The organism is Streptomyces sp. NPDC003027 (assembly GCF_053591435.1).
On the sequence record NZ_JBSFTU010000002.1, the window covers coordinates 127,719 to 151,978 of the forward strand.

The window sequence follows — 24,260 nt, forward strand, 5'->3', positions numbered from 1 at the left end:
CGCCTGCTGCTCGTTCACCCGCCCGAGCGGGGCATGTACCGGTCGAGTACGAGATCGAGCTGGTCGATCCGCCTCTCACCCTGGCCGCGCGGCTGTTGACCTCGCACCCGCTCGGGATCGGCGGCGAGTTCCGGCCGGGCGACCTTGACGGCGACCGCCCGTCCGCCGCGCGAGCGCGCCAAATACACGGTGCCCATGCCGCCTTCGCCTAGGGTCTTTCGTTTGGATCAGGCCGGATCAGGGAGCGGGGTCTGGTGCATGGGGTCTCCCCAGGCCCGCCAGGGCCGAGGGGACGGATCGCAAGGCGGAGGAGGGAGTCAACGCGGTGGGGGCACCGCCCGTGCCCGAAGGGCTACGGGGGGGTTGGCGACCGCGACAACGCGGCGAGGCGCGGTGCCAGGGCACGCGAGCCCGGCATGATCCGAACGAGAGGCCCTAGCTTGTGCTCGACCTCGTACGTACCGATGAGCGTCCCGACGCGGGACAGTATGGCCGAACCTGACGTCTTGACCGGTGCATGCCAGGGCCTCACGATGTGGCCTGGACACCCGCACCGGTTTTCTGTCGCACACCCCCACACTCCCCACCCAGGAGACAGCATGCGACTACGCATTCGCGGAAGAAGGTCCGCCACCCTCGCGGCCCTGCTGGCGCTCGCCGTGGCGGCGCCCCTCTCCGCAAGCGCGACCCCCGCCGGGCCAGACCCCGCGCCGGCCGCCGCCACCCCCGCCGAAGAGGTGATCCGGCAGTACGAGATCACCGGCCCCTCCACGCCCGCCGCCCGCACCGCCCTCGCCGCCACCGGGGTCTCGGTGGACGAGGTCGACGGCCGCTCGGTCGTGGTCAGCGCCAACGCCGAACAGCTGCGGCGGCTCAAGGCCCTCGGCCACAAGGTCACCGCCCTGCCCGCCCCGCCCACCCGGACGGTCGAAGGGCTCGGGATCAAGCCCCTCGACTTCCCCTCCGCCGACTCGAAGTACCACAACTTCGCCGAGATGAACGCGGAGATCGACCAGCGCCTCGCCCAGTACCCGGCCATCATGAACAAGCGCGTGATCGGCAAGACGTACCAGGGCCGGGACATCGTCGCCATCAAGATCAGCGACAACGTCGGCACGGACGAGGCCGAGCCCGAGGTCCTCTTCACCCACCACCAGCACGCGCGCGAGCACCTGACCGTGGAGATGGCGCTCTATCTGCTGCGCGAGCTCGGCGCCGGCTACGGCAAGGACTCCCGGGTCACCAACGTCGTCGACAGCCGCGAGATCTGGATCGTTCCGGACCTCAACCCGGACGGCGGCGAGTACGACATCGCCTCCGGCTCCTACCGCAGCTGGCGCAAGAACCGGCAGCCCAACGCCGGCTCCAGCTACGTCGGTACGGACATGAACCGCAACTGGGACTACAAGTGGGGCTGCTGCGGCGGCTCGTCCGGTTCCCCGAGCTCCGCGACCTACCGCGGCGCCGCCCCGGAGTCGGCCCCCGAGGTGAAGGTCGTCGCGAACTTCGTCCGCTCGCGCGTGGTCGGCGGCAAGCAGCAGATCAAGGCCGGCATCGACTTCCACACGTACAGCGAACTGGTGCTGTGGCCGTTCGGCTGGACCAACGCCGACACGGCGCCGGGCATGACCCAGGACGACCGGGACGCCTTCGCCGCCGTCGGGCGGAAGATGGCCGCCAGCAACGGCTACACCCCCGAGCAGTCCAGCGACCTCTACATCACGGACGGGTCGATCGACGACTACCTGTGGGGCTCGCAGAAGATCTTCGGATACACCTTCGAGATGTATCCGGCCTCGTCCGCGGGCGGCGGCTTCTACCCGCCCGACGAGGTGATCGAGCGCGAGACGAGCCGCAACAGGGACGCCGTCCTGCAACTCCTGGAGAACGCCGACTGCATGTACCGCTCGATCGGCAAGGCGTCGCAGTACTGCACGAGTTGAGGCCGTGACGCCGCCCCGCTGAGATCGAATCCGTGAACTCCCTGTCCCGGACCCGTCCGGGACAGGGAGGCCGCGCGGATACTGTTCGCGGCGACGGCTACGACCGGAACGTCCACGGGACGTACAAGGTCGACGGGGGAGGAACGCGCTGTGTACGACAACGGTCTGATGGCTCTCGCACCGCTCCTGGCGAGCGGTGCGTCGCTGCTCGGTGTGCGGCGGAAGAGGGCCGAGAGCGATGCGCCCGTGGAGCCCACGGGCGCGCCCGACCCGGCCGATCCGCTGCCGATGGCGCTGCTCGCCGGAGGCCCGAAGCGGGTGGCGGACACGGTGCTCTTCGGTATGCACCAGGCCGGTCGCCTCGTCCTCGACGGGAAGAAGGCCCGCGCGGGCAGGACCGGGGCGTACGGCTCCGGGCCGTGGGAGCGGTTCGTGGCGGAACGGGTGGCCCGGGGCGAGGTGAACGCGCACCGGCTGCACGAGAAGCTGGCCGAGTCGGATCCCCTGACGGCCCTGGACGAGGCGCTCGTGAGGGACGGACTGCTCCATCCGCTCGCCCCGCTGCGGGCCTGGCGACGCGCGTGGTACCTGCACGGCCTGGTCTGTGCCGTCTCGGCCTTCGTCGCGGTGGCCGCCTCCGACCGGGAGGGCGGCGCGGCCTGGCTGAACCCGGTCTCGCTGTGCGTCTTCGCCCTCCTGATCGTGGGCCTCCCGTGGGCGCCCTTCGGCAGGTTCACCCCGGAGGGGCGGCTGACCCCGGCGGGCGCGGCGGCGCTGCGGCGGCTCCGGGAGGCGCACCGCCACCTCGACGGCTCCTCCTGGGCGAACGCCCCGGCCTGCGGGCACGAACACCCCCACGCCGACCCGGAGGGGGTCGGCGTGGCGCTGTTCGGCACCAACGGGATACGGGACAAGGCCCTGCGCCGCGCGATCCTCAAGGCCAACGAACGGCCCTCGTCCGGCGGCTGCGGCAGTGGTGGCGGGTGCGGGGGCTGCGGCGGCTGAGCGCTGGGGCCCGTCTTCCGGATCTTGTCGAAAGAAGGCCCTAGACCACGAGGCTGAGCACCGCCGCCACCGCGAACCCGGCCAGGGAGAGCACCGACTCCAGGACCGTCCAGGACTTCAGCGTGTCGCGCTCGGAGATCCCGAAGTACTTCGCCACGATCCAGAACCCGCCGTCGTTGACGTGCGAGGCGAAGATCGAGCCGGCCGAGATCGCCATGATGACCAGGGCCAGGAAGGCCTGGGAGAAGTCGCCGCCTTCGACCAGCGGCAGCACGATGCCGGCCGTGGTGACGATCGCGACCGTCGCCGAACCCTGGGCGACCCGCAGCACGAGCGAGATCAGATAGGCGAGGACGATGACGGGCAGGCCGACGTCGTTGAAGGTGTCGGAGAGCGCCTGGGCGACCCCGCTGGCCTTCAGGACGGCGCCGAACACTCCGCCGGCGCCGACGACCAGGAGGATGTTGCCGACCGGCTTCAGCGACGAGGTGGACACCTGCTCCAGGGACGTGCGCGACCATCCGCGCCGGACGCCGAGCAGGTAGTACGCGAGCACCAGCGCGATCGTCAGCGCGACGAACGGGTTGCCGAAGAACTCGACCACGGACCGGAGGGTCGACGGGTCGAGCGCGATGGAGGAGAAGGTCGCGGCGAGGATCAGGATGAGCGGCGTGCCGATGATGAAGAGGACCGTGGAGAGCGAGACCGGCGCCTCGGAGGCGCCGCCCGCGCGTTCCGCCGCGACCTTCGCCCTGGCCTCCTCGGCGGCCTCCAGCATGTCGTGCGGGACCTCGACGAAGATCCGCCTGCCGATCCAGGAGGCGTAGGCCCAGGCGGCGAGGACGGCGGGGAGGCCGACGACGACGCCCATGAGGATGACCCAGCCGAGCGAGACGTGCAGCAGACCGGCGGCGGCGACGGGGCCCGGGTGGGGCGGCAGGAACGCGTGGGTCATGGAGAGTCCGGCGAGCAGCGGCATGCAGTAGAGCAGGACCGACTTGCCCGACCGCTTGGCGGCGGCGTACACGATCGGCGCGAGGACGAAGATGCCGACGTCGAAGAAGACGGGGATGCCGAAGATGAGGCCGGTCAGGCCCATCGCGAGCGGTGCGCGCTTCTCCCCGAAGAGGCCCAGGAGGCGGCTGCTGAGCACCTCGGCGCCGCCGGAGACCTCGAGTATCGCGCCGAGCATGGTGCCCAGGCCGATGATGATGGCGACGTGGCCGAGGATGCCGCCCATGCCGTTCTCGATGACGGACGTGGCCGCCGACTTCTGCACCGTGCCGAAGAGTTCGGTGACGGAGAGGCCCGCGGCGAGGCCGACGCCGAGGGAGACGGCGAGGAGCGCGACGAAGGGCTGCAACCGGACCTTGATGATCAGGACGAGCAGCAGGGCGATACCGAGCGCCGCGACGGTCAGCAGGCCGGCGGTGCCGGGTATCAGGAGCAGGAGACCACCGGTGTGGGGCCGCATGGGGAGCACCTCGTTTTCGGGTAGGGGGGAGCGCGGCACGGCGTTCCGGGGACGAACGCCGTGCCGTGAAGCGGTGGTTCCAGCGGAATCAGCTCGGGTTCAGAGGGAGCGGCTCGGGTTCAGGGACCAGGTCGGGTTCAGGGACCAGGTCGGGTTCAGGGACCAGGTCGGGTTCAGGGACCAGGTCGGGTTGAGGGACCAGGTCGGGTTGAGGGACCGGCTCGGGTCAGCCGAGGACGGCGAGGGCGTCGATCTCGATGAGGAGCCCCTCGGGGAGGCCGACGTAGACCGTCGTGCGCGCGGAGGCGGGCGCCTTGAGCCCCTGCTCCTCGAAGTACGCGTTGTAGATCTCGTTCATCTCGGCGAAGTGGTCGACGTCGGTGAGGTAGACGCGCGTCATCACCACGTCGTCCCAGCTCGCGCCGCCCTCCTCCAGGATCGCCTTGACGTTGGCGAAGGTCTGGAGGGTCTGTTCGCGCAGCGTCGGACCGGCGGGCGTGGGGGCCTGGCCGGCGACGGCGGGCAGGAAACCGACCTGGCCGGCGACCTGGAGGATGTTGCCCTTCCTGACTCCGTGCGAGAACTTCGCGGGCGGGGCGGTGTGGGTGGCGGGGGTGAGCGCGATCTTCTCGGTCATGTCCGGTCCTTGCCTGAATAGTCGCGGCTGATGGCGTCGGCGGTGCGGCGCACCAGCGGGAGGAGCGTGAGGAGTTCCTCGGCGGTCACGACCACGTTGGGCGCCGAGACCGACATGGCCGCGGCGACGCGGCCGTCGGCGCCGCGGATCGGGGCGCCGACGCAGTTGATGGACTCCTCGTGGCCACCGAGGTCGGTGGCCCAGCCCTGTTCGCGCACGGTCGCCAGCTCCTGGAGGAAGGCGGCGGCGTTCGGGGTCGAACGGGGCGTGTACTGGGGGTAGTCGAGCTTGGCGGCGACGGAGCGCCGCTCGGGCTCGGGCAGGTCGGCCAGCAGCAGCTTGGCGACGGCGGCGACGGTGATCGCGACGGGCTTGCCGATACGGGAGTACATCCGGACCGGGTAGCGGCTCTCGACCTTGTCGATGTAGAGGACCTCGCCCTCCTCGTACACCGCGAGGTGGACGGTGTGCCCGATCTGCTCGTTGAGCGCGACGAGATGAGGGTGGGCGATCTCGCGGATGTCGAGGTTCTCGACGGCCTCCTGCGCGAGGGCGAAGAGCCGGGCGCCGAGGCGGTAGCGCTGGTCCTGCTGGCGGTAGACGAGGCCGTGCTCGTGCAGGGTGCGCAGCAGGCGCAGGGCGGTGGACTTGTGCACCCCGAGCCGGTCGGCGACCTGCCCGAGGTCGGCGGGGCCCTGGGCGAGCAGCGGCAGGATGCTCAGCGCGCGGTCGACGGTCTGGCTCATGGCGTACGTACCTCTTCCTGGTCGTCCCCGTGATCCCTTGTCCAGCCGGGGCCGAGGTGAAGTCTCTCCCAGGCGGTGTCGTCGAGAGCGACCAGCCGGTCGGCGTACGCGGTCCAGGAGGGCCGCTGCGCGGGGGCTCCGTGAGAGGTGGGCGGATGCCCGACATCCCCGGGCACGGTGAGCACGGCGGCGGCCGTCAGGTGCCCGTGCCGGATCCGCTCCCGTACGCCGAGCCCGCGCAGCGTCCCCGACAGGAAGCCGGCGGCGAACGCGTCCCCGGCCCCGACGGGCGCGACGACGTCGACGGTCGGTGCGGGCACGAAGGTGACGGTGTCGGCGGCGGGGGCGGGGTCGGACCCGGCGGGAACCTCCGGCCGGTCCGGCACCCGAGAGCGAAACTCCGGGGTACGGGAGGGCTCCTCGCGGCGCTCGAAGGCGATCGCGCCCCGCCCGCCCCGCTTCACCACCAGCACGCGCGGCTCGGGCAGGGCCTCCCTGATCGCCTCGGGCCCTCGGAGCCCCCACGCCTGCTCCGCCTCGTCCTCGCCCACGAACACCACGTCCGCGCCCCGCGCCAGCTCCCGCAGGACGCCGCCGCCGTGAGGCCACAGCCCCGGCCGGAAGTTCACGTCGAACGACACCAGCGGCCGTCCGGCCCGTCGCGCGGTCAGGGTGCGCGTCAGCGCCAGGCAGTCGTCCGACAGCGCCGCCGTGATCCCGGACAGGTGCAGGATCCGGCCGTCGGTCACGTCCGCGTACGGCACCGTCGTCGGCGACATCGCCGACGCCGCCGATCCGGCCCGGTAGTACACGACCTCGTGCTCGTCCGCCGAGCGGTCCGTGGCGGTACGGAAGTAGATCCCGGTCGGCCGCAGCGCGTCGCGCCCGACGGCCGACACATCGACGCCGTACGACGCGATCGCCTCGACCAGGTGGTCGCCGAAGCCGTCGCGCCCCACTCTGCTGACCCACTTCGCCCGGTGTCCGGCCGCGGCCAGCGCGCAGGCCACGTTGGACTCGGCGCCGCCGATGGTGCGGGCGAAGGACGGCACATCGGCGAGACGGCCCGGCCGGGAGGGCAGGAAGGTGACCATGGACTCCCCGAGACAGACGGCGTCCACAGGCGCGTCCACGGGCGGGGTTCCGGTCACTCGGAGGCTCCTCGGCGATCGAGCGGGTCCATTGACCCGGCGTTGGCCCGGATGTTAGACAGCAGCGAGCGATATACGCAATGGCCGTTGCACATACTGCAACGTGTACAAAGGGGCGGAGACAGCGTGCTGCGGAAGAAGGAGAGGCCCATGCCCATCGAGCCCCTGGCGGACGAACGCGTCGACCACCGTTTCAAGGCCCTCCCCCCGGACGCCGAGGGCCTCACCGTCGGCGAGCTGGCCGCCCAGCGCCGCAACCTCTTCACCGGCGGATTCACCACTCCCGTCCTCGCCCTCTCCGCCGAGTCCGTCGAGCACAACCTGCGCCTTCTGGAGACCTACGCCGAGCGCCACGGACTCGCGTTCGCCCCGCACGGCAAGACCTCCATGGCTCCGCAGCTCTTCGCCCGCCAGCTGGAGCACGGCGCCTGGGGCATCACCGCCGCCGTCCCGCACCAGGCCCGCGTCTACCGTGCCCACGGCATCGCCCGGATCTTCCTGGCCAACGAGCTCGTCGACGCGGCCGCCCTGCGCTGGCTGGCGGCCGAACTCGACGCCGACCCCGGCTTCCGCTTCGTCTGCTACGTCGACTCCGTCCGCGGCGTCGAGCTCATGGACGCGGCCCTCACCGAGGCGGGCGCCCGCCGTCCGGTCGACGTGGTCGTCGAGCTCGGCGCCGGCGAGGGAGCCCGTACCGGCGCCCGGACCGCGGCCGACTGCACCGCCGTCGCCGACGCGGTCGCCGCCACCCGCACCCTGCGGCTCGTGGGCGTCGCCGGCTACGAGGGCGAGGTCCCGCAGGCCACCACCGAGCGGGTACGGGAGTGGCTGCACCGGCTCGTGTCGCTCGCCGCCGAGTTCGACAAGGCCGGCCGCTTCTCCCCGGACACCGAGGAGATCGTGATCAGCGCGGGCGGCAGCGCCTGGTTCGACGCCGTCGCCGACGTCTTCGCCGAGATCCCCGAACTCTCCCTTCCTGTCCTGAAGTTGCTGCGCTCCGGCGCGTACGTCTCGCACGACGACGGCCACTACCGCCGTCTCACCCCCTTCAACCGCGTCCCGGAGGAGGGCGCCCTCCAGCCCGCCTTCCGGCTGTGGGCGCAGGTCGTCTCCCGCCCTGATGCCGAGCAGGCGTTCACCAACGCGGGCAAGCGGGACGCCGCCTACGACCTGAACCTGCCCGAGGCACAGGTCGTCCGCTCCGCCCGCGACGGCTCCCAGCGTCCGGCGCACGGCATCACCGTCACCGGCCTCTCCGACCAGCACGGCTGGCTGCGGACGGAGCCGGAGGCCCGGATCGAGGTCGGCGACTGGCTCGGGATGGGCCTGTCCCACCCCTGCACCTCCTTCGACAAGTGGCAGTTGATCCCGCTGGTCGAGGCGGACGGCACGGTCGTCGACTACATCCGTACGTTCTTCTAGGGGAGCCCCCGTGGACCTCGTCATCCGTGACGCGGAGGTCGTCGACGGCAGCGGTCGCACCTCCTACCGCGCCGACGTCGCCCTCGACGGCGGCAGGATCGCCGCGATAGTGAAGGAGGGCGCGGCGGCCGGCTGCCAGCGCCCCACCGCCCGCCGCGTCCTGGACGCCGACGGCCTCGCCCTGTCGCCCGGCTTCATCGACATGCACGCCCACAGCGACCTCGCGCTGCTGCGCGACCCCGACCACAGCGCGAAGGCCGCCCAGGGCGTGACCCTCGAAGTCCTCGGCCAGGACGGCCTGTCGTACGCGCCCGTCGACGACCGCACGCTCGCGGAGGTCCGGCGGGCGATCACCGGCTGGAACGGCGACGGATCCGACATCGACTTCGACTGGCGCACGGTCGGCGAGTACCTGGACCGCCTCGACCGCTCCCACGGCGGCCAGGGCATCGCCGTCAACGCGGCCTACCTCGTCCCGCAGGGAACGGTCCGGATGCACGCGGTCGGCTGGGAGGACCGCGAGGCGACGCCCGAAGAGCTCGACCACATGCGGCGCCTGGTGGCGGAGGGCATGGAACAGGGCGCGGTCGGCATGTCCTCCGGCCTCACGTACACCCCCGGGATGTACGCGGCCGACGCCGAACTCACGGAGCTGTGCCAGGTCGTGGCGCGGTACGGCGGCTACTACTGCCCGCACCACCGCTCGTACGGCGCCGGCGCGCTCCAGGCGTACGAGGAGATGGTCGCCCTCACCCGGGAGGCCGGCTGCGCCCTCCATCTGGCCCACGCGACGATGAACTTCGGCGTGAACAAGGGCAAGGCGCCCGACCTCCTGGCCCTGCTCGACCGGGCGCTCGACGAGGGCGCCGACATCTCCCTGGACACCTACCCGTACACACCGGGCTGCACGACCCTGGTCGCGATGCTCCCCAGCTGGGTGGGCGAGGGCGGCCCGGACGCCGTCCTCGCCCGTCTCCGGGACGACGCGACGGCGGAACGCGTCCGCCACGACCTGGAGGTCGCCGGCTCGGACGGCTGCCACGGCGTGCCGATCGAGTGGGACACGATCGAGATCTCGGGCGTGAGCGACCCGGGTCTCGCCTCCTACGTCGGAAAGACGATCGCCCGGTCGGCGCGGGAGCGCGGCGAGGCCCCGTGGGTGACCGCCCGCCGGCTGCTGGTCGACGACCGGCTGGGCTCGACGATCCTCCAGCATGTGGGCCATGAGGAGAACGTCCGGACGATCATGCGCCACCGGGTCCACACCGGCGGCTCGGACGGCATCCTCCAGGGCTTCAAGCCACATCCGCGGGCGTACGGCACGTTCCCGCACTACCTCGGCCGGTACGTGCGCGAGCTCGGTGTCCTCTCCCTGGAGGAGTGCGTGGCCCATCTGACCTCCCGCCCGGCCGCCCGGCTGCGCCTGCCGGACCGGGGCCTGGTCCGCGAGGGATACCGCGCCGATCTGGTCCTCTTCGACCCCGCGACGGTCGCGGCGGGTTCGACGTTCGACGCCCCGCGGACCTTGCCGGCGGGCATCCCGCACGTGCTGATCGACGGCCGCTTCGTGATCGAGGACGCCCGGCGGACGGACGTCCTGGCGGGCCGCGCGATCCGCAGGACCCCGACGCACTGACGCGGGCCTCAGCCTCCGTTGCGGGCATTCGTTCCGCTGGGGCGGAACGGGTGGGCACAACGGACGGCGCCTTCGCGGGCGCCTCCGTCCCTGGTGCCTGTCCACCACGGGGGCCGGCGCCGCTACGGCACCGCCCCCGCGGCCCGGCTCTCCCGCCCGGCCTCCTCCACCTCGGCGGCCCGCGCCCACGACTCCCGCCGCATCCACAGGAGCCCCAACAGCAGCACCACCCCCGCCATCGCGAACCCGTACCACGGCGTGCGCCCCGACGGCGCCGTCTCGTACACCAGCGCCGCCGACAGGACGACCAGCAGCTGCCCCGCCCGGCTCCGCCACGCCACCGCCGCGACCACCACCGTCCCCCACAGCAGGTACCACGGCTGCACCATCGGCGACAGGACCACCAGGGCGATCAGCGACAGCCCGAGCCCCGGCACCGGGTCGAGGCGTCCCCGGTAGGCGCGCCACGCGAGTGCGGCGATGACGGCGAGCGCGGCGACCAGCCCGAGTGTCTGCACCACACCCTTGACCGGCTCGGGATCGTCGCCGAACAGCAGCCCGAGCCCGAGCCCGATGTCGCTCGTCACCGACAGCGCCGTGTGAATGGTCCCGGCGACGCTCTGCGTACGCAGCCAGCCGAACCCCGTCCCGGCGACGAGCGTCGCCCCGGCGGCGACGGCCCCCGCCACCACCCCGGGCAGCACGAGCCCCTTCACCAGGCCCCGCACTCCGTGCCCGCGCGCCACCATCACGCCGATGAAGAGCAGCGCCACCGCCGCCGGCGACTTGACCATCATCGCGAGGCCCACCAGAACGCTGCCGAGCACCCACCGCCCGCGGACCGCGAGCACCACCCCGCTCAGCATCAGACCGATCATGAGGCCGTCGTTGTGCATCCCTCCGACGACGTGGATGAGCAGCAGCGGGTTCAGCGCGCCCAGCCAGAGCGCGCCCGGGCCGCCGCCGAGACCCCGTACGGCCCAGACGATCAGCGCGAGCGCGGCCAGCGCGATCAGCCGCATCCCCAGCACGGCGGGCACGATCTCCCCGCCGGTCAGCTGCACCACACCCTGGGCGAGGGCGAGGAAGACCGGCCCGTAGGGGGCGGGGGTGTCGGTCCAGTGCCCGCCGACGCTGTCGGCGGCGTCGGCGCCGAGGTCGCCGGGGCCCAGGACGGCGGGGCCCGCGCCGTAGACGTCGTGGCCTTCGAGGACCATCGCGCCCTGCGCGATGTAGCTGTAGACGTCGGCGCTGTACAGCGGGGGCGCGAGCACGAGCGGCGCGGTCCACCAGGCGAGCGTCACGAGGACCCGGTCCCGTATCCCGTCCGCGAGCAGCCTCCCGTACCTCCACCAGGCGGCCACGAGCAGGGTCAGGCCGAGGTAGGCGAGGACGGTCGCGGCGACGGCGGTTCCGGAGCCCCGGGGCACCCAGATCCCCCACGGCTCACGCACCGGCAGGGTCCCGGCCGCGTACCCGCCCGCGGCGATGGCGAGCGATCCCACCGCACCCAGCCACCGGCATCCGGAGGCACTCGCACTCAACACCCACATGACGGGTCAACCTATCCTGACGTGCGGCGCTCCCTCCGGCCCGTCACCCCTTGGGGGGCTTGGCCGGGGGCGGTCCCAAAGGCCCGACGTGTCCCAAAACACGAGGCGCGGTGTCCGCCCCCGCCGTAAGCTCGCGTCATGCAGGTGATCCAGTCCACGAAGCTCGCCAACGTCTGTTACGAGATCCGGGGCCCGGTGCTCGAAGAGGCGATGCGGCTGGAGGCTGCCGGTCATCGCATCCTCAAGCTGAACACCGGGAACCCGGCCGCCTTCGGTTTCGAGTGCCCGCCGGCGATCCTCGAGGACGTGCTGCGCAACCTCGCCGACGCGCACGGCTACGGCGACGCGAAGGGGCTGCTGTCCGCCCGCCGCGCGGTGATGAGCCACTACGAGACGAAGGGCATCCCGCTCTCCGTCGAGGACATCTATCTGGGCAACGGCGTCTCCGAGCTGATCCAGATGTCGATGCAGGCGCTCCTCGACGACGGCGACGAGGTGCTGGTCCCCGCGCCGGACTATCCGCTGTGGACGGCGTCGGTCTCCCTGGCCGGCGGCACGGCCGTGCACTACCGCTGCGACGAGCAGGCGGACTGGATGCCGGACCTCGCCGACATCGAGCGGAAGATCACCGACCGCACCAAGGCGATCGTGATCATCAACCCGAACAACCCCACGGGTGCCGTCTACGACGACGAGATGCTGCGGTCGCTCACCGAGATCGCCCGCCGCCACAACCTGGTCGTCTGCTCGGACGAGATCTACGACAAGATCCTCTACGACGGCACCACGCACACCCCGACGGCCGCCATCGCTCCGGACCTGCTGGTCCTGACGTTCAACGGCATGAGCAAGAACTACCGGGTGGCGGGCTTCCGCTCCGGCTGGCTCGCGGTCTGCGGCCCCAAGGCGCACGCCACCTCGTACATCGAGGGTCTGACGATCCTGGCGAACATGCGGCTGTGCGCGAACATGCCGGCGCAGCACGCGGTGGCCGCCGCCCTCCAGGGCCGGCAGTCGATCGAGGAGCTGGTCCTGCCGGGCGGGCGGCTGCTCGAACAGCGCGACACGGCGTACGAGCTGCTGACGCAGATCCCGGGCGTGACCTGTGTGAAGCCGAAGGGGGCCCTGTACCTCTTCCCGCGTCTCGACCCGAGCGTCTACAAGATCAAGGACGACCGGCAGATGGTCCTGGACCTGCTGCGGGCCGAGAAGATCATGGTGGTGCACGGCACGGGCTTCAACTGGCACGAGCCGGACCACTTCCGGATCGTCACGCTGCCCAACGCCAAGGATCTGGCGGACGCGGTGACCCGCATCGGCACCTTCCTCGACGGCTACGGCCAGCACTGACCACCCGACCCGGACGGCGCTCAACTTTAGACGGAATCTAAGCTAGGATGGTCGCAGAGCTACTGCAGGAGGCCGTCCTCATGTACGAACCGATCCGCACCAAGTCGGTCCACCGGATGGCCGACGACGACCAGCACGCCTACCCCCACCGCTCCCGCGAGGAAGAGCTGGACATCCAGCTCGCCGGACACCTCTCCGCCCTGCTCGCCGTCACGGACGAACTGGGCGACGCGGCGGCCGGCGAACGCATCGCCCAGCAGGTGGCGCGGCTGCGTGGGGCGCCCCCGGCCCGCCACGCGGGACTGAGCGGCTCGTCCGCCCACTCCCTCCACCGCCGCGCCCACGCCCTCGCCGGCCGGGCCCTCGTCGTCGCCGCGTCCCGGGCGGACACGGCCGCCGCGATCCTCGCCGCCGAGCGGATGGACGCGCACACCGCCGCGCTGGCCTCCCCCGGACTGGTCAGCGCCCCCTAGACGGCCCCGGGCCGCGTGCCGGGGAGGCGCGCGGCCCGGGCGCCACTCACGCCAAAAGGCCGGCCCCGGAAGCTGTGAGGAGCTTCGGGGGCCGGCATGCGTCGTGACGGGCCGTCGTGACCCCACTGGTCAGGGCGGTTGTCGTGGGCAACCCGTCACGAGCCGGTGGTGCGGGTTCAGCCCAGGCGCTCGACCAGCGCGCGGTACTCGTCCCACAGTTCCTTCGGCGTGTGGTCGCCGAAGGTGTTCAGGTGCTCGGGGACCAGGGCGGCCTCCTCGCGCCAGACGTCGCGGTCGACCTTGAGCAGGAACTCCAGGTCCTCGGCCGGCAGGTCCAGGCCGTCGGTGTCGAGCGACTCGACGGTCGGCAGGATGCCGATCGGGGTCTCGACGCCCTCGGCCTTGCCCTCCAGGCGCTCCACGATCCACTTCAGGACACGGCTGTTCTCGCCGAAGCCCGGCCACACGAACTTGCCCGCGTCGTTCTTGCGGAACCAGTTGACGTAGTAGATCTTCGGCAGCTTGGCCTGGTCGGCGTTGGCACCGACCTTGATCCAGTGGGCCATGTAGTCGCCCATGTTGTAGCCGCAGAACGGCAGCATCGCGAAGGGGTCGCGGCGCAGCTCGCCGACCTTGCCCTCGGCGGCGGCGGTCTTCTCGCTGGCCACGTTGGCGCCGAGGAAGACGCCGTGCTGCCAGTCGAAGGACTCGGTGACCAGCGGAACGGCGCTCGCCCGGCGGCCGCCGAAGAGGATCGCCGAGATCGGCACGCCCTTCGGGTCCTCCCACTCGGGCGCGATGATCGGGCACTGCGAGGCGGGGACGGTGAAGCGGGCGTTCGGGTGGGCCGCCGGAGTCTCGGACGCGGGCGTCCAGTCGTTGCCCTTCCAGTCCGTGAGGTGCGCCGGAGCCGTCTCCGTCATGCCCTCCCACCACACGTCGTTGTCGTCGGTCAGCGCGACGTTGGTGAAGACGGCGTTGCCCCACAGGGTCTTCATGGCGTTGGCGTTGGTGTGCTCGCCGGTGCCGGGCGCGACGCCGAAGAAGCCGGCCTCGGGGTTGATCGCGTACAGCCGGCCGTCCTCGCCGAACCGCATCCAGGCGATGTCGTCGCCGACGGTCTCGACCGTCCAGCCGGAGATCGTGGGCTCCAGCATGGCGAGGTTGGTCTTGCCGCAGGCGGACGGGAACGCGGCGGCGATGTACTTGGCACCCTCCGCCTCACCCTGCGGCGGGGTGAGCTTGAGGATCAGCATGTGCTCGGCGAGCCAGCCCTCGTCGCGCGCCATGACGGACGCGATGCGCAGGGCGTAGCACTTCTTGCCGAGCAGGGCGTTGCCGCCGTAGCCGGAGCCGTACGACCAGATCTCACGGGTCTCGGGGAAGTGCGAGATGTACTTGGTGGTGTTGCAGGGCCACGGGACGTCCTGCTGACCCTCCTCCAGCGGGGCGCCGAGGGTGTGGACGGCCTTCACGAAGAAACCGTCGGTGCCGAGCTCGTCGAGGACGGCCTGGCCCATGCGGGTCATGGTGCGCATGGAGACGGCGACGTAAGCGGAGTCGGTGATCTCGACGCCGATGGCGGAGAGCGGCGAGCCGACGGGGCCCATGCAGAAGGGCACGACGTACATCGTGCGGCCCTTCATGGAGCCGCGGAAGATGCCCTTCTCGCCCGCGAAGATGTCCTTCATCTCCGCCGGGGCCTTCCAGTGGTTCGTCGGGCCCGCGTCCTCCTCCTTCTCGGAGCAGATGAAGGTCCGGTCCTCGACGCGCGCGACGTCGGAGGGGTCGGAGGCGGCGTAGTACGAGTTCGGGCGCTTGATCGCGTCCAGCTTCTTGAACGTGCCCTTGGCGACGAGCTCCTCGCACAGGCGCTCGTACTCGGCTTCGGATCCGTCGCACCAGACGATGTCGTCCGGCTGCGTGATCGCCGCGATCTCGTTCACCCAGGAGACGAGTTCCTGGTGCTGGGTGGGGACGGTGGTGGGAGCCGCGTTGTCGCGCGCCACGATTGCTCCTTGATGAGGGGTTTTTAGATGTCGGCCCCTTGGGGGCTGCGACCCGGATGCTTCTCGTATGGAGACGCTCGCGCTCATCCGGTGCCGACCGCACTCATTTGATCATCCGACGCAAGTGCCCATATGTCCAGAGGGCCGCCCACGTGAGCATCGCCACTCCTCTTCGCCGCTTACGGGGGCGTCGGTAGCATTCTTGTCATGACTTCAGCCATGCCGTCGGTCAACGAGATCGAGCAGTTCGTGAAGCCCCGGCTGAGAGGCTGGCTCCACGCGGGGATGTTCCCCGCCGTGGTCGTCGCGGGTGTCGTCCTGGTCGCCCTGGCGGAGTCGCCCCGCGCCCGGATCGCCTGTGGCGTCTACGTCCTCACCGCCTGTCTGCTGTTCGGCATCAGCGCCCTGTACCACCGGGGGAACTGGGGCCCGCGCGGCGAGGCCATCCTGCGCCGCCTCGACCACGCCAACATCTTCCTGATCATCGCGGGCACCTATACCCCGCTGACGCTGCTGCTTCTCCCCGATTCCACCGGGCGGCCGCTCATGTGGGCGGTCTGGGTGGCGGCGGCGGCCGGCATCGCCTTCCGGGTCTTCTGGGTCGGCGCCCCTCGCTGGCTGTACACGCCCTGCTACATCGCGATGGGCTGGGCCGCCGTCTTCTTCCTGCCGGACTTCATGCGGGCGGGCGGCATCGCCGTCCTCGTGCTCGTCGTCGTCGGCGGACTGCTCTACAGCGCGGGCGGTGTCATCTACGGCATCAAGCGCCCCAACCCGTCCCCGCGCTGGTTCGGCTTCCACGAGGTCTTCCACTCGCTGACGCTCGCCGCCTTCATCGTCCACTACGTCGGCATCTCGCTGGTGGCCTACCAGCACGCCTGAGCGGGACAATGACGGCCATGGCCGCCGACACTCCCCCACGCCCCAGCCTGCGCGAACGCAAGAAGCTCAGGACCCGGGCGGCGATCCGGAAGGCCACCTACCGGCTGGCCGCCGAGGGCGGCTGGGAGGCGACCACCGTCGAGCGGATCGCGGCCGCCTCCGACGTCTCCCCCTCCACCGTCGTGCGCTACTTCCCGGTCAAGGAGGACATCCTCCTGACCAGCGAGCAGGATCCGCTGGTGGAGGCCCGGCTGCGGGCCCGCCCCGCGGACGAGGAGCCGCTGGAGTCGCTGCGCGCCGTGATCCTCGACGCGGTGGCGGCGGCGCTGGCCGACGAGCCCGAGGAGACCCTGCTGCGGGCCCGCCTCATGGTGGAGGTCCCCGCCGTACGGGCCCGGCTCACCGAGACCACGGCCGAGACCGGCCGGCGCCTCGCCGGGGCCATCGCCGAACGCACCGGCCGCGCCGCGGACGACCTGGAGGTACGGGTCTTCACGGCGGCGGTCCTCGGCGCGCTGCGCGAGGCGACCGTCTACTGGGCCGAACGCGGCCGGCGCGACGACCTGATCCCGCTCCTGAACCGGACCGTCGACGCTCTCAAGGGCGGCCCGGCGCTCCGAACGCACCCCTGACGACCTTCCCCGACTCCGGGTTGTCCGGGCAGCCCCACACTCCGTGCGGGCAGTAGTCCGTGAAGGTCTGGTAGACCGGCCGGTGCCGCGCGAACCAGTCGAGCATCCCGCGCACGTACGCGGGATTGTCGCCGTTGCGGAACAGTCCCCACTCCGGGTACGAGACGGGCTTGCCGTGCGCCGCCGCGAACCGCACATGGTCCGCGAGCCCGTACTCCTCCCCCACCTGTCCGGCGAAGTCCAGCCCCTCCGGCTGGTCGTAGGCGTCCATCCCGATGATGTCGACATACGCGTCACCCGGATAGCAGCGCGGCCACTCCACGGCGTCCCGCCCCCGGCTCGCGGTGAAGTCGAAACGGAAACGCTGCCCGGACACGTCCCTCAGCACGCCCACGACCCGCCGCCAGTACGTCTTCCAGGTCTCCGGGTCCGGTCCGCAGCGATGGCTGTAGGTGGTGCCGTTCATCTCCCAGCCCAGGACCAGGACCGCGTCGGCCAGCCGGTGCTCCACGAGCCGCTCCCCCAGGGTGCGGAAGTGGCCGTCGTACGCCCCCGCCGCCCCGCGCCGCAGCCCCGCCCGGACCTAGTCGTCCGGCAGGCCGTCCTCGCTGCGGTCGAGCAGCGGCACGTTCAGGACGAAGAGCCGCCCCGGCCCCGCCTCCTTCCACCGCGCCCACGGCTCGAACAGCGCCGGGTGCCCCTCGATGTTGGACCAGCGGTCGCCGGGCAGATACGTGTGCCCGACGGTCAGGGAGCCGCCGCCGAGCCAGCGCTGCACCTCGCCGATCCGCCGTACCCCTGTCGCGTCGGAGCCGGTGAAGAAGCCCGAGGGCACCGTCAGCGGCGCCGGCTCCGCCTCCGGCACGGCGGGTTCCGCGCTCCGCCGGGTGCCCGGCGCCAGCCGGTCGGAAGGCAGGACGAGCACGAGAACGGCCGCGAGCAGCACGATCAGTGCGGCCCGCGGCCGGCGGGAGAGGGTCACGTCAGCTGGTCCAGAAGTCCCACCACCGGGTCAGGACCAGCATCCCGATGACCCCGAGGTGCAGGACGGGCAGGGCGAAGGTGAACTCCCCGAAGAAGCCCTTCAGCGCGGCCGGCGCGGGCAGCAGCCCGGTCCGCACGTTGTGCGAGGTGACGTACCAGAACATGACGATGGTGGCGGCCCAGGCCAGGCAGCACCACAGACACAGCGAGTTGATCTCGTACAGCGACTGGTACATCAGCCAGGTGCAGAAGCCGACACCGAACAGCATCCCGGCGTTGAGCCCCAGCCAGAACCAGCCGCGGTAGCGGGCCCCGGCCAGCAGCCCGGCGCCGACGGCGACGACCATCGCGTACGTCACGAGACCCAGCATCGGGTTCGGGAAGCCGAACACCGCCGCCTGCTCGCTCTTCATGATGTTGCCGCAGGAGACGACCGGGTTGAGGCTGCACCCCGGCTGGAAGTCCGGATCCTCCAGGAGCAGGAACTTGTCGAGCGTGATGACCCAGGCGGCCAGCACGCCGGCCGCACCGGTGACCACGAGCAGCCAGGCCAGGGCCCGGCTCGCCGCGGCCGGTCCGTGCGTCGCCTCGTCCTGCGCGAGCTGCCGCTGCCCCGGCACCCCGCCGCGTACGTTCGCCGTCGCCATGACGCCGCTCCCTTCCCCGCTCAGCCCTGCAGCCGCCGCACCGGCAGCACGGCATGCCCTCCGGTCGCCAGGGGGTTCTCGCCGGAGAAGAAGGACCGCAGCTGGTCCTCCGCGACCGGCTCGCCGGGCGCGGCGTCGGGCCAGGGGCGGACGGAGCAGACCAGATAGGCGTGTCCGAGCTCCTTGGCGGCCGCCTCCCACTCCGCCGGCACCGAGCACTGGACCTTCAGGAACGGCAGGGTGAGGACCGCCTGCCCCGCCTCGACGAGGAGGTGGGCGTCGACCCGGGAATCCTTGGACGCGTCGACCACCGGCCCGCCGACGGTCAGGCCCATGTCCTCCACGGCGGCACGCATCGCTTCCGCTCCGGCCTCGGGACCCTCACTGCCGTTGCCGAGCGAATACACCATCAGATACGCGGTCGCGGGCTTGTCTTCGGTGGCGCCCATGGTCCAGAGGACGGTCGAGAGGGTTCCCAGGGGGGAGTCGCTGCGCGCCTCGGAAACGACATTGGAAGAAGTCATGGGTCCGGATGCTAGTGGCCGCATGCCCGCCATTCCGCACCGAATTCACCCGAACGGCCGACATTCATCCCTGAGCCATTTCCCCCGCAACGAAGTCGGGATTTCATCGTTGTGCCCTGAGGGCATTTGCCGAGCATCAGGAGATCACTCATGATCGTCCCGCGCCGCGTCGCACTGCGCTTCCTCTTCCCCGCGACCCTGGCCGCCTTCACGGGCGGCGCGCTCGCACGAGTCGCCGCCACGCCCCGCGAAGGGCACCCCGCCGCCCCGACCGCCTCGGGCGGCACCGCCGACGCCTTCGACGCCTTCGACGCCTTCGACGAGATGTACCGGGGGCGCCGCATCCAGGGCCGGGCCACTGCGAGCGGTGCGCCGGAGGTCCTCGTCGACGGCCGGCCGCTGCATCTGATGCGCTGCGCGGACGGCGGCTATCTCACCCCCATCGATCACTACCAGTCCTGTCCGACACCACTGGAGGCCACCCGCGCGGCCGTCGACGAGCTGGGGTCCGCGCCGCTGACCCGCTACGCCGCGGCCCACGGCGTCCACCCGGGAGGGAGCCAGCGTGGTCCACACACGTAAGAACCAGCGCGATCTGACGGGCGCCGAGCGGAGGAAGTTCGTCTCCGCCGTCCTGGAACTCAAGCGCCGGGGGACGTACGACGAGTTCGTCCGTACGCACATCGAGTACTACGTATCCGACGGCGAGGGCCGCCTCCGCGTGGCCCATATGACGCCCAGCTTCCTGCCCTGGCACCGCAAGTTCCTGCTGGAGTTCGAACGGGCGCTGCGACGGATCGACCCGACGGTGACCGTGCCGTACTGGGACTGGACCCGCGACAACACCCCGGCCGCGTCCCTCTGGAACGAGGACTTCATGGGCGGCAACGGCCGCCGGGGCGACCTCCAGGTGATGACCGGACCCTTCGCCCACGCGGGCGGGCGCTGGACCGTGAAGCACGGCATGACCGAGAACCGCTTCCTCACCAGGGACTTCGGCCGCCCGTCGGACCCGATCACCCTGCCCACCAAGGCGCAGCTGGACGAGGTGATGCGGGAGACGGTGTACGACGTGGCGCCGTGGAACTCGACGAGCGGCTCGGGCTTCCGCAACCGGCTCGAAGGCTGGGCACCGGGCCGGGGCAACGACCGTCATCGCATCCACAACCGGGTGCACCGCTGGGTCGGTGGCCTGATGCTGGGCGGTGCCTCGGTCAACGACCCGGTGTTCTGGCTGCACCACTCCTTCGTCGACCTGCTGTGGTCACGCTGGCAGCAGCGCAACCCGCGCGCCGGCTATCTCCCGGCGAAGCCGCCCCCGCTGGGCGACTCACAGCACCGCCGGATCGCGGCCCTCCACGAGCGGATGGGGCCGTGGGGCGTCACGCCGGCCCAGATGCTCGACCACAGCGCGCTCTACCGGTACGCCTAGCCGGCGGGCATACGTCAGCGGCCCCCCGGCAGCTGTGCCGGGGGGCCGCTCGGTGATCCGGGGGATCAGCCGCCGTAGCCACCGTCGCCGTGGCCGTCGACGTTCGCGCACTGGTTGCCGAACGCCGGGTTGATCAGGCCGATGACGGTGACGGTGTTGCCGCACAGGTTGATCGGGACGTGGATCGGAACCTGCACCACGTTGCCGGAGGCGATACCGCTTGAGTTGACGGCTACGCCCTCCGCGCCGGAATGGGCGACGGCCATGCCGGCTCCGCTGAGGGCAACAGCACCCGAGCCGGCGAGGACAGCGGCAGCCTTCGCGATGCGAGACATCAAGAACTCCTTGGACGTGGAAAGGCGACCGCGAGAATCACGGCCGTCATTCGTGTTAACGCCGAAAAGGCGTGTGAGTAACGCCCTTTAGGCCGGATGGAACAGAACGAGGAGAGGGAAGGCCCGCGGATCTGGGTCCGCCCACCGTCGGATACGGCGGAGCGACACCCGGACCCGCGGGCCACGGCCATGCGACAAGCCTTCTGTTGTAACGATCAACGACCCCTCGGGTGGCGGGGAAGAATCGTGTCTTCACCCGCCGGGTCACCGGTCGCACAGAAGAACGCCGTCAGGCCGTCGGCTGCGCCAGACCCAGCTGGGAGTCCAGCGCCCCCGTCACGGCGGGGGCGATGACGCCGGCCTTCGGCGACGTGAGCCCGGGCATCCCGCCACGGTCGGCGTGCGGCTGGGTGAACGGGTTCCCGACCAGGGCACCGGGCGTGGTCGCCGCCATCTTGGAGCGGGGGGTGGTCAGCAGCGCCTGGCCGAGCTCGCTGCCCTCGATGACCTCCGGCAGCGGGGCGGCGACGACGCTCTCCGGCATGGTGGTGTCGAGCGGCACCGTGGGCAGCCCGATGTCGGGCAGCGAACCCGCCCGCCCGGGGTGGTAACCGGTGGGAGCGCCGGGCATGGGCAGCGGGGCGGCGGTGGAGATCGTGGGAGCGTCCATGGGAATCACCGGCTCCAGCCCCTGGAACGGCACATTCACCGGTGCCTCGACGGCGGCCGCGGGGGCGGCCATGGCCGCGGAGGCGAGAGCGGTCACGAGGATTCCCATGCCGGCTTGAGATCGCAGATTCATGACTGCGTACGCCCTTCAGAGCAGATGACAAGAGTGCGGTGTTGCTGTGTCCTGTGAACGAGCGGTCCGGGCCGAACGTCGCGAAATTCCCCTGTCTGCCGTAACGCCGCAGCCCCCCACCGGTGACGGGTGGGGGGCTCGGTTGACGGCACGTCAGCACGGCGCGTCAGTGACGGCGCTCCCGACGTCCGGCGGCCGCGAAGCGGCCCGCGCGGAGACGGACGACCGTTCCGCCGAGGAGCAGCGCCGCGCTCGTGGCGGCGGCGGCCCACAGCGCGGGGTCGCTGCCGGTGTCGGGGAGTTCGGGCTTGCCCGGCTCCCCGGGCGGGGTGGAGGGGGGTGTGGAGACGGGAGGCTCGGTCGGCTCCTCGCACCCCGGCTCGGGCTCCTCGCACTCGCCCGGCGGCGTCGCCGGCGGAGTCGTGGGCGGCTTGGTGGGGGGCGTGGTGGGCGGCTTGGCCGGAGGGGTCGTCGGAGGCTTGGTGGGCGGCTTCGTCGGAGGCGTCGTCGGAGGCTTGGTCGGCTCCTCGCACCCCGGCTCCGGCTCCTCGCACTCGCCAGGAGGGGTCGTCGGAGGCTTCGTGGGAGGCGTCGTCGGCGGCTTCGTCGGAGGCTTCGGTTGGTCACCGGGGCCGCCCGGGTGGTCCGGGTTGCCGGGGTGGTCCGGGTTTCCCGGGTGGTCCGGGTTGCCGGGCGGCTTCGGGTGGTCCTCGTCCGGGACGTCGTCGTCGCCGTAGCCGTCGGGGTCGACAACGGCGCGCGTGCACAGATCGCCGACCGCCGCGGCCGCCGCCTCGCCGAGCTCCATGGGGTGGCCGCACAGATCGGAACCGGGCGTGAGCTGGAGGTGGTGGCCCGTGCCGCGGCCGGGGCCCTCACCCGTACCGGGCGTGGTGTTCGCCGCCACGGCGAAGCCGCCGGTCAGCGACAGAATGCCCGTCGCGGCGGCGGCAGTGATGAGTTTCCTGCTGATGATGGATCGCATCCCGCTCTTCCTCTGGAGAAAAGGAGAGACCGGCGGGGGACCCCCCTCGCTCCGACCGGCCTGTCCACGCACTCGGTACGTCAGCCGCTGAGGGACTGACAACGGAACGTGAGGCTCAAGGACACCGGGCGGACGCTCCGCGGCGACTGCGACACGAGGTCGAGCGCTGCCGTCCTCGGACTCTCCATGGGCCAACCTTCCGTGGGTTGGCGAGAGCGTAGGAGCGGCAGGCGGTGAAGAACCGGGGCCACACGGCGGGCGATCAGAAAATCATTCGATCGGCCGACCGCGTGGCGTAACGGTGAACGCCGATGGCAGCGTCCGCCGGGACCGGGCGGAGGAGAAGGTGATGCGGGGGGTCGACGCCCGCGGGCACGGTCCACGCGCTGCCCGCGGGGGTGAGGACTTGAAGACCCGTCAGTTTCCGATCGGGAGACCACCGAGCAGCGACGCTGCCTGGTCGGTCTTGTTCAGGGAGCCCGTGGTGTTCCCGACCTTCTTGACCACGGAACCCTCCGTGGCGCTGCTCAGCTCGTCCGTCGTCAGGCCCTTGCCGGCGAGCCCCTGGCCGGCGATCGAACCGAGCCCGCCGTCGAGGCTGGTGGGGACGGCGGCCGACTCGACGGCCATCGCGGGGGCGGCGGCGGCCAGGGCCATCACAGAACCGGCGACGACCGCGGCAACCTTGGTGGGCTTCATGGGGTGAGTCCTTCCTCTATGGCGTCTCTCGCAAGCAAGTCGCTTGCCGCACAGTCCTCTTGGCCGATTCCTGTACGTCGTTCCGCCTTCTGTAACGAGGGGTTCGCTCCCCGGAAACTCCGGCGGGAGGGATTTCCCGGCACAGCACCCGAACGAAGGTCCGCGGTCGTATTTGCCGACCGGGCGCGTGAGCGCCGGGCCACCGGACTGCCTGCGGCTATAGCACTCCGCGACGAGGGAACTACTGAGCGCCACCCCTTCGTTCGAGTGAATCCCTCGTCCTGACCTGTCCCTGCCGGGGGCGTACGCCGTTGCACCGGGCGGCGCACACGGATGCGCCCCCGAACGAGCGGAAGGCCGACGCACCGCACCCTGGACGGGGCGGTGCGCCGGCCTCGGAAGGACGGCGGTGCGGCGTGCGAGATCAGGCGTTGACGCAGGTGTTGCCGAAGGCCGGGTTCAGCAGGCCGACGATGTTGATGGTGTTGCCGCAGAGGTTGATCGGCACGTGGATCGGGACCTGCACGACGTTCCCGTTCAGGAGCAAGCCCGTGGAACCCACGGCCGCACCCTCGGAGTGGGCGTCGGCAACGGCGACACCGGCGGCACCCGCGACGGACGCGGCGACACCGATGGTCAGGACTGCAGCCTTCGCGATACGGGACATGGGGAAGCGCTCCTCGAATGTAGGGAAATCACTGAGACCTGACGGTCGATGCGGACGGCTTCGTCCGACTCCCTCAACAACGCGGTTCCATTTCATTGGTTGCTCTCCCGAACGGGTGACGTTCAACCGATCTTTGGGCCATGGGGGTGCCGAATGGCGGACCGATCGGAGAGAGGAGCAACACGCCCGGCCGGGAACCTGCCTGGTGGATACGGAAGTTCGCTTTTCCGGACATCTAATGCTTACTATCGCCCGGCGTTGGGGTTATAACG

General features: G+C 71.2%; 26 protein-coding genes. 10 read left to right on the top strand and 16 right to left on the bottom strand.

Going from position 1 to position 24,260, the window contains the following annotated elements:
• Positions 1–14 precede the first annotated feature (14 nt).
• Positions 15–197 carry a hypothetical protein gene (locus tag ACWDX6_RS02325; RefSeq protein WP_451483248.1) on the bottom strand — a complete coding sequence of 61 codons (183 nt, stop codon included), beginning with the start codon at positions 195–197 and terminating at the stop codon, positions 15–17.
• A 402-nt stretch (positions 198–599) separates the two neighbouring features.
• On the opposite strand from ACWDX6_RS02325, the gene ACWDX6_RS02330 reads away from it, so the two are divergent.
• Both ACWDX6_RS02330 and ACWDX6_RS02335 read left to right on the top strand, forming a co-directional pair.
• Positions 600–1,943, top strand: coding sequence for a M14 family metallopeptidase (locus ACWDX6_RS02330; protein ID WP_451483065.1), 1,344 nt, complete (start codon positions 600–602; stop codon positions 1,941–1,943).
• A gap of 150 nt (positions 1,944–2,093) precedes the next feature.
• Positions 2,094–2,948, top strand: a complete 855-nt coding sequence (locus tag ACWDX6_RS02335) for a TIGR04222 domain-containing membrane protein (RefSeq protein WP_451483066.1) — start codon at positions 2,094–2,096, stop codon at positions 2,946–2,948.
• Between the two features lie 40 nt (positions 2,949–2,988).
• Here ACWDX6_RS02335 and ACWDX6_RS02340 read toward each other — a convergent pair whose 3' ends face one another.
• The 4 genes from ACWDX6_RS02340 to ACWDX6_RS02355 form a co-directional block, all read right to left on the bottom strand.
• Positions 2,989–4,422 carry a GntP family permease gene (locus tag ACWDX6_RS02340; RefSeq protein ID WP_451483067.1) on the bottom strand — a complete coding sequence of 478 codons (1,434 nt, stop codon included), beginning with the start codon at positions 4,420–4,422 and terminating at the stop codon, positions 2,989–2,991.
• Between the two features lie 226 nt (positions 4,423–4,648).
• The gene (locus ACWDX6_RS02345) at positions 4,649–5,059 is read right to left on the bottom strand and encodes a RidA family protein (protein ID WP_451483068.1); all 411 of its coding nucleotides are present in this window, start codon (positions 5,057–5,059) and stop codon (positions 4,649–4,651) included.
• Positions 5,056–5,805, bottom strand: a complete 750-nt coding sequence (locus tag ACWDX6_RS02350; protein WP_451483069.1) for an IclR family transcriptional regulator — start codon at positions 5,803–5,805, stop codon at positions 5,056–5,058. The genes ACWDX6_RS02345 and ACWDX6_RS02350 overlap by 4 nt, the downstream gene beginning before the upstream one ends.
• Complete coding sequence (locus ACWDX6_RS02355; protein ID WP_451483070.1) at positions 5,802–6,956, bottom strand: sugar kinase; 1,155 nt, start codon at positions 6,954–6,956, stop codon at positions 5,802–5,804. The genes ACWDX6_RS02350 and ACWDX6_RS02355 overlap by 4 nt, the downstream gene beginning before the upstream one ends.
• A gap of 150 nt (positions 6,957–7,106) precedes the next feature.
• Between ACWDX6_RS02355 and ACWDX6_RS02360 the strand changes: the two genes are divergently transcribed.
• Entirely contained in the window at positions 7,107–8,378 is a 1,272-nt protein-coding gene (locus ACWDX6_RS02360) for an alanine racemase (RefSeq protein WP_451483071.1), read from the top strand.
• Between the two features lie 10 nt (positions 8,379–8,388).
• On the top strand, positions 8,389–10,014 hold the full coding sequence (locus ACWDX6_RS02365) for an N-acyl-D-amino-acid deacylase family protein (RefSeq protein ID WP_451483072.1): 1,626 nt from the start codon (positions 8,389–8,391) through the stop codon (positions 10,012–10,014).
• A gap of 122 nt (positions 10,015–10,136) precedes the next feature.
• Here ACWDX6_RS02365 and mptB read toward each other — a convergent pair whose 3' ends face one another.
• Positions 10,137–11,519 carry a polyprenol phosphomannose-dependent alpha 1,6 mannosyltransferase MptB gene (mptB, locus tag ACWDX6_RS02370; RefSeq protein ID WP_451483073.1) on the bottom strand — a complete coding sequence of 461 codons (1,383 nt, stop codon included), beginning with the start codon at positions 11,517–11,519 and terminating at the stop codon, positions 10,137–10,139.
• 186 nt (positions 11,520–11,705) lie between these two features.
• Here mptB and ACWDX6_RS02375 point away from each other — a divergent pair, with 186 nt between their 5' ends.
• Both ACWDX6_RS02375 and ACWDX6_RS02380 read left to right on the top strand, forming a co-directional pair.
• On the top strand, positions 11,706–12,917 hold the full coding sequence (locus tag ACWDX6_RS02375; protein WP_451483074.1) for a pyridoxal phosphate-dependent aminotransferase: 1,212 nt from the start codon (positions 11,706–11,708) through the stop codon (positions 12,915–12,917).
• Between the two features lie 80 nt (positions 12,918–12,997).
• The gene (locus ACWDX6_RS02380) at positions 12,998–13,390 is read left to right on the top strand and encodes an SCO4983 family protein (RefSeq protein WP_451483237.1); all 393 of its coding nucleotides are present in this window, start codon (positions 12,998–13,000) and stop codon (positions 13,388–13,390) included.
• 176 nt (positions 13,391–13,566) lie between these two features.
• On the opposite strand, the gene ACWDX6_RS02385 is transcribed toward ACWDX6_RS02380, so the two are convergent.
• The gene (locus ACWDX6_RS02385) at positions 13,567–15,399 is read right to left on the bottom strand and encodes a phosphoenolpyruvate carboxykinase (GTP) (protein ID WP_451483075.1); all 1,833 of its coding nucleotides are present in this window, start codon (positions 15,397–15,399) and stop codon (positions 13,567–13,569) included.
• A gap of 207 nt (positions 15,400–15,606) precedes the next feature.
• On the opposite strand from ACWDX6_RS02385, the gene trhA reads away from it, so the two are divergent.
• Together trhA and ACWDX6_RS02395 are read left to right on the top strand one after the other, a co-directional pair.
• Entirely contained in the window at positions 15,607–16,281 is a 675-nt protein-coding gene (gene trhA / locus ACWDX6_RS02390; RefSeq protein ID WP_451483076.1) for a PAQR family membrane homeostasis protein TrhA, read from the top strand.
• An 8-nt stretch (positions 16,282–16,289) separates the two neighbouring features.
• On the top strand, positions 16,290–16,913 hold the full coding sequence (locus ACWDX6_RS02395) for a TetR/AcrR family transcriptional regulator (protein ID WP_451483077.1): 624 nt from the start codon (positions 16,290–16,292) through the stop codon (positions 16,911–16,913).
• On the opposite strand, the gene ACWDX6_RS02400 is transcribed toward ACWDX6_RS02395, so the two are convergent.
• The 4 genes from ACWDX6_RS02400 to ACWDX6_RS02415 form a co-directional block, all read right to left on the bottom strand.
• Positions 16,879–17,424 carry a glycosyl hydrolase gene (locus ACWDX6_RS02400; protein ID WP_451483078.1) on the bottom strand — a complete coding sequence of 182 codons (546 nt, stop codon included), beginning with the start codon at positions 17,422–17,424 and terminating at the stop codon, positions 16,879–16,881. The two genes, ACWDX6_RS02395 and ACWDX6_RS02400, sit on opposite strands and share 35 nt — an antisense overlap.
• A gap of 72 nt (positions 17,425–17,496) precedes the next feature.
• The gene (locus ACWDX6_RS02405; RefSeq protein WP_451483079.1) at positions 17,497–17,895 is read right to left on the bottom strand and encodes a hypothetical protein; all 399 of its coding nucleotides are present in this window, start codon (positions 17,893–17,895) and stop codon (positions 17,497–17,499) included.
• A gap of 1 nt (position 17,896) precedes the next feature.
• A complete protein-coding gene (locus ACWDX6_RS02410) occupies positions 17,897–18,544 on the bottom strand; it encodes a vitamin K epoxide reductase family protein (protein ID WP_451483080.1) in 648 nt (215 codons plus the stop codon).
• 20 nt (positions 18,545–18,564) lie between these two features.
• Entirely contained in the window at positions 18,565–19,068 is a 504-nt protein-coding gene (locus ACWDX6_RS02415) for a DUF5949 family protein (RefSeq protein WP_451483081.1), read from the bottom strand.
• Between the two features lie 150 nt (positions 19,069–19,218).
• On the opposite strand from ACWDX6_RS02415, the gene ACWDX6_RS02420 reads away from it, so the two are divergent.
• Together ACWDX6_RS02420 and ACWDX6_RS02425 are read left to right on the top strand one after the other, a co-directional pair.
• The gene (locus tag ACWDX6_RS02420) at positions 19,219–19,650 is read left to right on the top strand and encodes a tyrosinase family oxidase copper chaperone (RefSeq protein WP_451483082.1); all 432 of its coding nucleotides are present in this window, start codon (positions 19,219–19,221) and stop codon (positions 19,648–19,650) included.
• The gene (locus tag ACWDX6_RS02425) at positions 19,634–20,500 is read left to right on the top strand and encodes a tyrosinase family protein (RefSeq protein WP_451483083.1); all 867 of its coding nucleotides are present in this window, start codon (positions 19,634–19,636) and stop codon (positions 20,498–20,500) included. The genes ACWDX6_RS02420 and ACWDX6_RS02425 overlap by 17 nt, the downstream gene beginning before the upstream one ends.
• Positions 20,501–20,565: 65 nt before the next feature.
• Here ACWDX6_RS02425 and ACWDX6_RS02430 read toward each other — a convergent pair whose 3' ends face one another.
• The 5 genes from ACWDX6_RS02430 to ACWDX6_RS02450 all read right to left on the bottom strand — a co-directional run bounded on the left by ACWDX6_RS02430 (position 20,566) and on the right by ACWDX6_RS02450 (position 23,988).
• The gene (locus ACWDX6_RS02430; protein WP_451483084.1) at positions 20,566–20,835 is read right to left on the bottom strand and encodes a chaplin; all 270 of its coding nucleotides are present in this window, start codon (positions 20,833–20,835) and stop codon (positions 20,566–20,568) included.
• A gap of 289 nt (positions 20,836–21,124) precedes the next feature.
• A complete protein-coding gene (locus tag ACWDX6_RS02435; protein WP_451483085.1) occupies positions 21,125–21,613 on the bottom strand; it encodes a hypothetical protein in 489 nt (162 codons plus the stop codon).
• 190 nt (positions 21,614–21,803) lie between these two features.
• A complete protein-coding gene (locus ACWDX6_RS02440; RefSeq protein ID WP_451483086.1) occupies positions 21,804–22,622 on the bottom strand; it encodes a hypothetical protein in 819 nt (272 codons plus the stop codon).
• A 417-nt stretch (positions 22,623–23,039) separates the two neighbouring features.
• Entirely contained in the window at positions 23,040–23,321 is a 282-nt protein-coding gene (locus tag ACWDX6_RS02445) for a hypothetical protein (protein ID WP_451483087.1), read from the bottom strand.
• A gap of 424 nt (positions 23,322–23,745) precedes the next feature.
• On the bottom strand, positions 23,746–23,988 hold the full coding sequence (locus tag ACWDX6_RS02450) for a chaplin (RefSeq protein WP_451483088.1): 243 nt from the start codon (positions 23,986–23,988) through the stop codon (positions 23,746–23,748).
• Between the last annotated feature and the right edge of the window lie 272 nt (positions 23,989–24,260).

Bases quoted from the DNA above. Each gene is read 5' to 3' on its own strand.
- ACWDX6_RS02330 (WP_451483065.1), top strand. From the start codon at position 600: ATGCGACTACGCATTCGCGGAAGAAGGTCCGCCACCCTCGCGGCCCTG.
- ACWDX6_RS02325 (WP_451483248.1), bottom strand. From the start codon at position 197: ATGGGCACCGTGTATTTGGCGCGCTCGCGCGGCGGACGGGCGGTCGCC.
- ACWDX6_RS02435 (WP_451483085.1), bottom strand. From the start codon at position 21,613: ATGGGAATCCTCGTGACCGCTCTCGCCTCCGCGGCCATGGCCGCCCCC.
- ACWDX6_RS02395 (WP_451483077.1), top strand. From the start codon at position 16,290: ATGACGGCCATGGCCGCCGACACTCCCCCACGCCCCAGCCTGCGCGAA.
- ACWDX6_RS02430 (WP_451483084.1), bottom strand. From the start codon at position 20,835: ATGTCTCGCATCGCGAAGGCTGCCGCTGTCCTCGCCGGCTCGGGTGCT.
- ACWDX6_RS02445 (WP_451483087.1), bottom strand. From the start codon at position 23,321: ATGAAGCCCACCAAGGTTGCCGCGGTCGTCGCCGGTTCTGTGATGGCC.
- ACWDX6_RS02345 (WP_451483068.1), bottom strand. From the start codon at position 5,059: ATGACCGAGAAGATCGCGCTCACCCCCGCCACCCACACCGCCCCGCCC.
- trhA (WP_451483076.1), top strand. From the start codon at position 15,607: ATGACTTCAGCCATGCCGTCGGTCAACGAGATCGAGCAGTTCGTGAAG.
- ACWDX6_RS02415 (WP_451483081.1), bottom strand. From the start codon at position 19,068: ATGACTTCTTCCAATGTCGTTTCCGAGGCGCGCAGCGACTCCCCCCTG.
- ACWDX6_RS02360 (WP_451483071.1), top strand. From the start codon at position 7,107: ATGCCCATCGAGCCCCTGGCGGACGAACGCGTCGACCACCGTTTCAAG.
- ACWDX6_RS02380 (WP_451483237.1), top strand. From the start codon at position 12,998: ATGTACGAACCGATCCGCACCAAGTCGGTCCACCGGATGGCCGACGAC.
- ACWDX6_RS02350 (WP_451483069.1), bottom strand. From the start codon at position 5,805: ATGAGCCAGACCGTCGACCGCGCGCTGAGCATCCTGCCGCTGCTCGCC.
- ACWDX6_RS02440 (WP_451483086.1), bottom strand. From the start codon at position 22,622: ATGCGATCCATCATCAGCAGGAAACTCATCACTGCCGCCGCCGCGACG.
- ACWDX6_RS02410 (WP_451483080.1), bottom strand. From the start codon at position 18,544: ATGGCGACGGCGAACGTACGCGGCGGGGTGCCGGGGCAGCGGCAGCTC.
- ACWDX6_RS02340 (WP_451483067.1), bottom strand. From the start codon at position 4,422: ATGCGGCCCCACACCGGTGGTCTCCTGCTCCTGATACCCGGCACCGCC.
- ACWDX6_RS02450 (WP_451483088.1), bottom strand. From the start codon at position 23,988: ATGTCCCGTATCGCGAAGGCTGCAGTCCTGACCATCGGTGTCGCCGCG.
- ACWDX6_RS02375 (WP_451483074.1), top strand. From the start codon at position 11,706: ATGCAGGTGATCCAGTCCACGAAGCTCGCCAACGTCTGTTACGAGATC.
- ACWDX6_RS02420 (WP_451483082.1), top strand. From the start codon at position 19,219: ATGATCGTCCCGCGCCGCGTCGCACTGCGCTTCCTCTTCCCCGCGACC.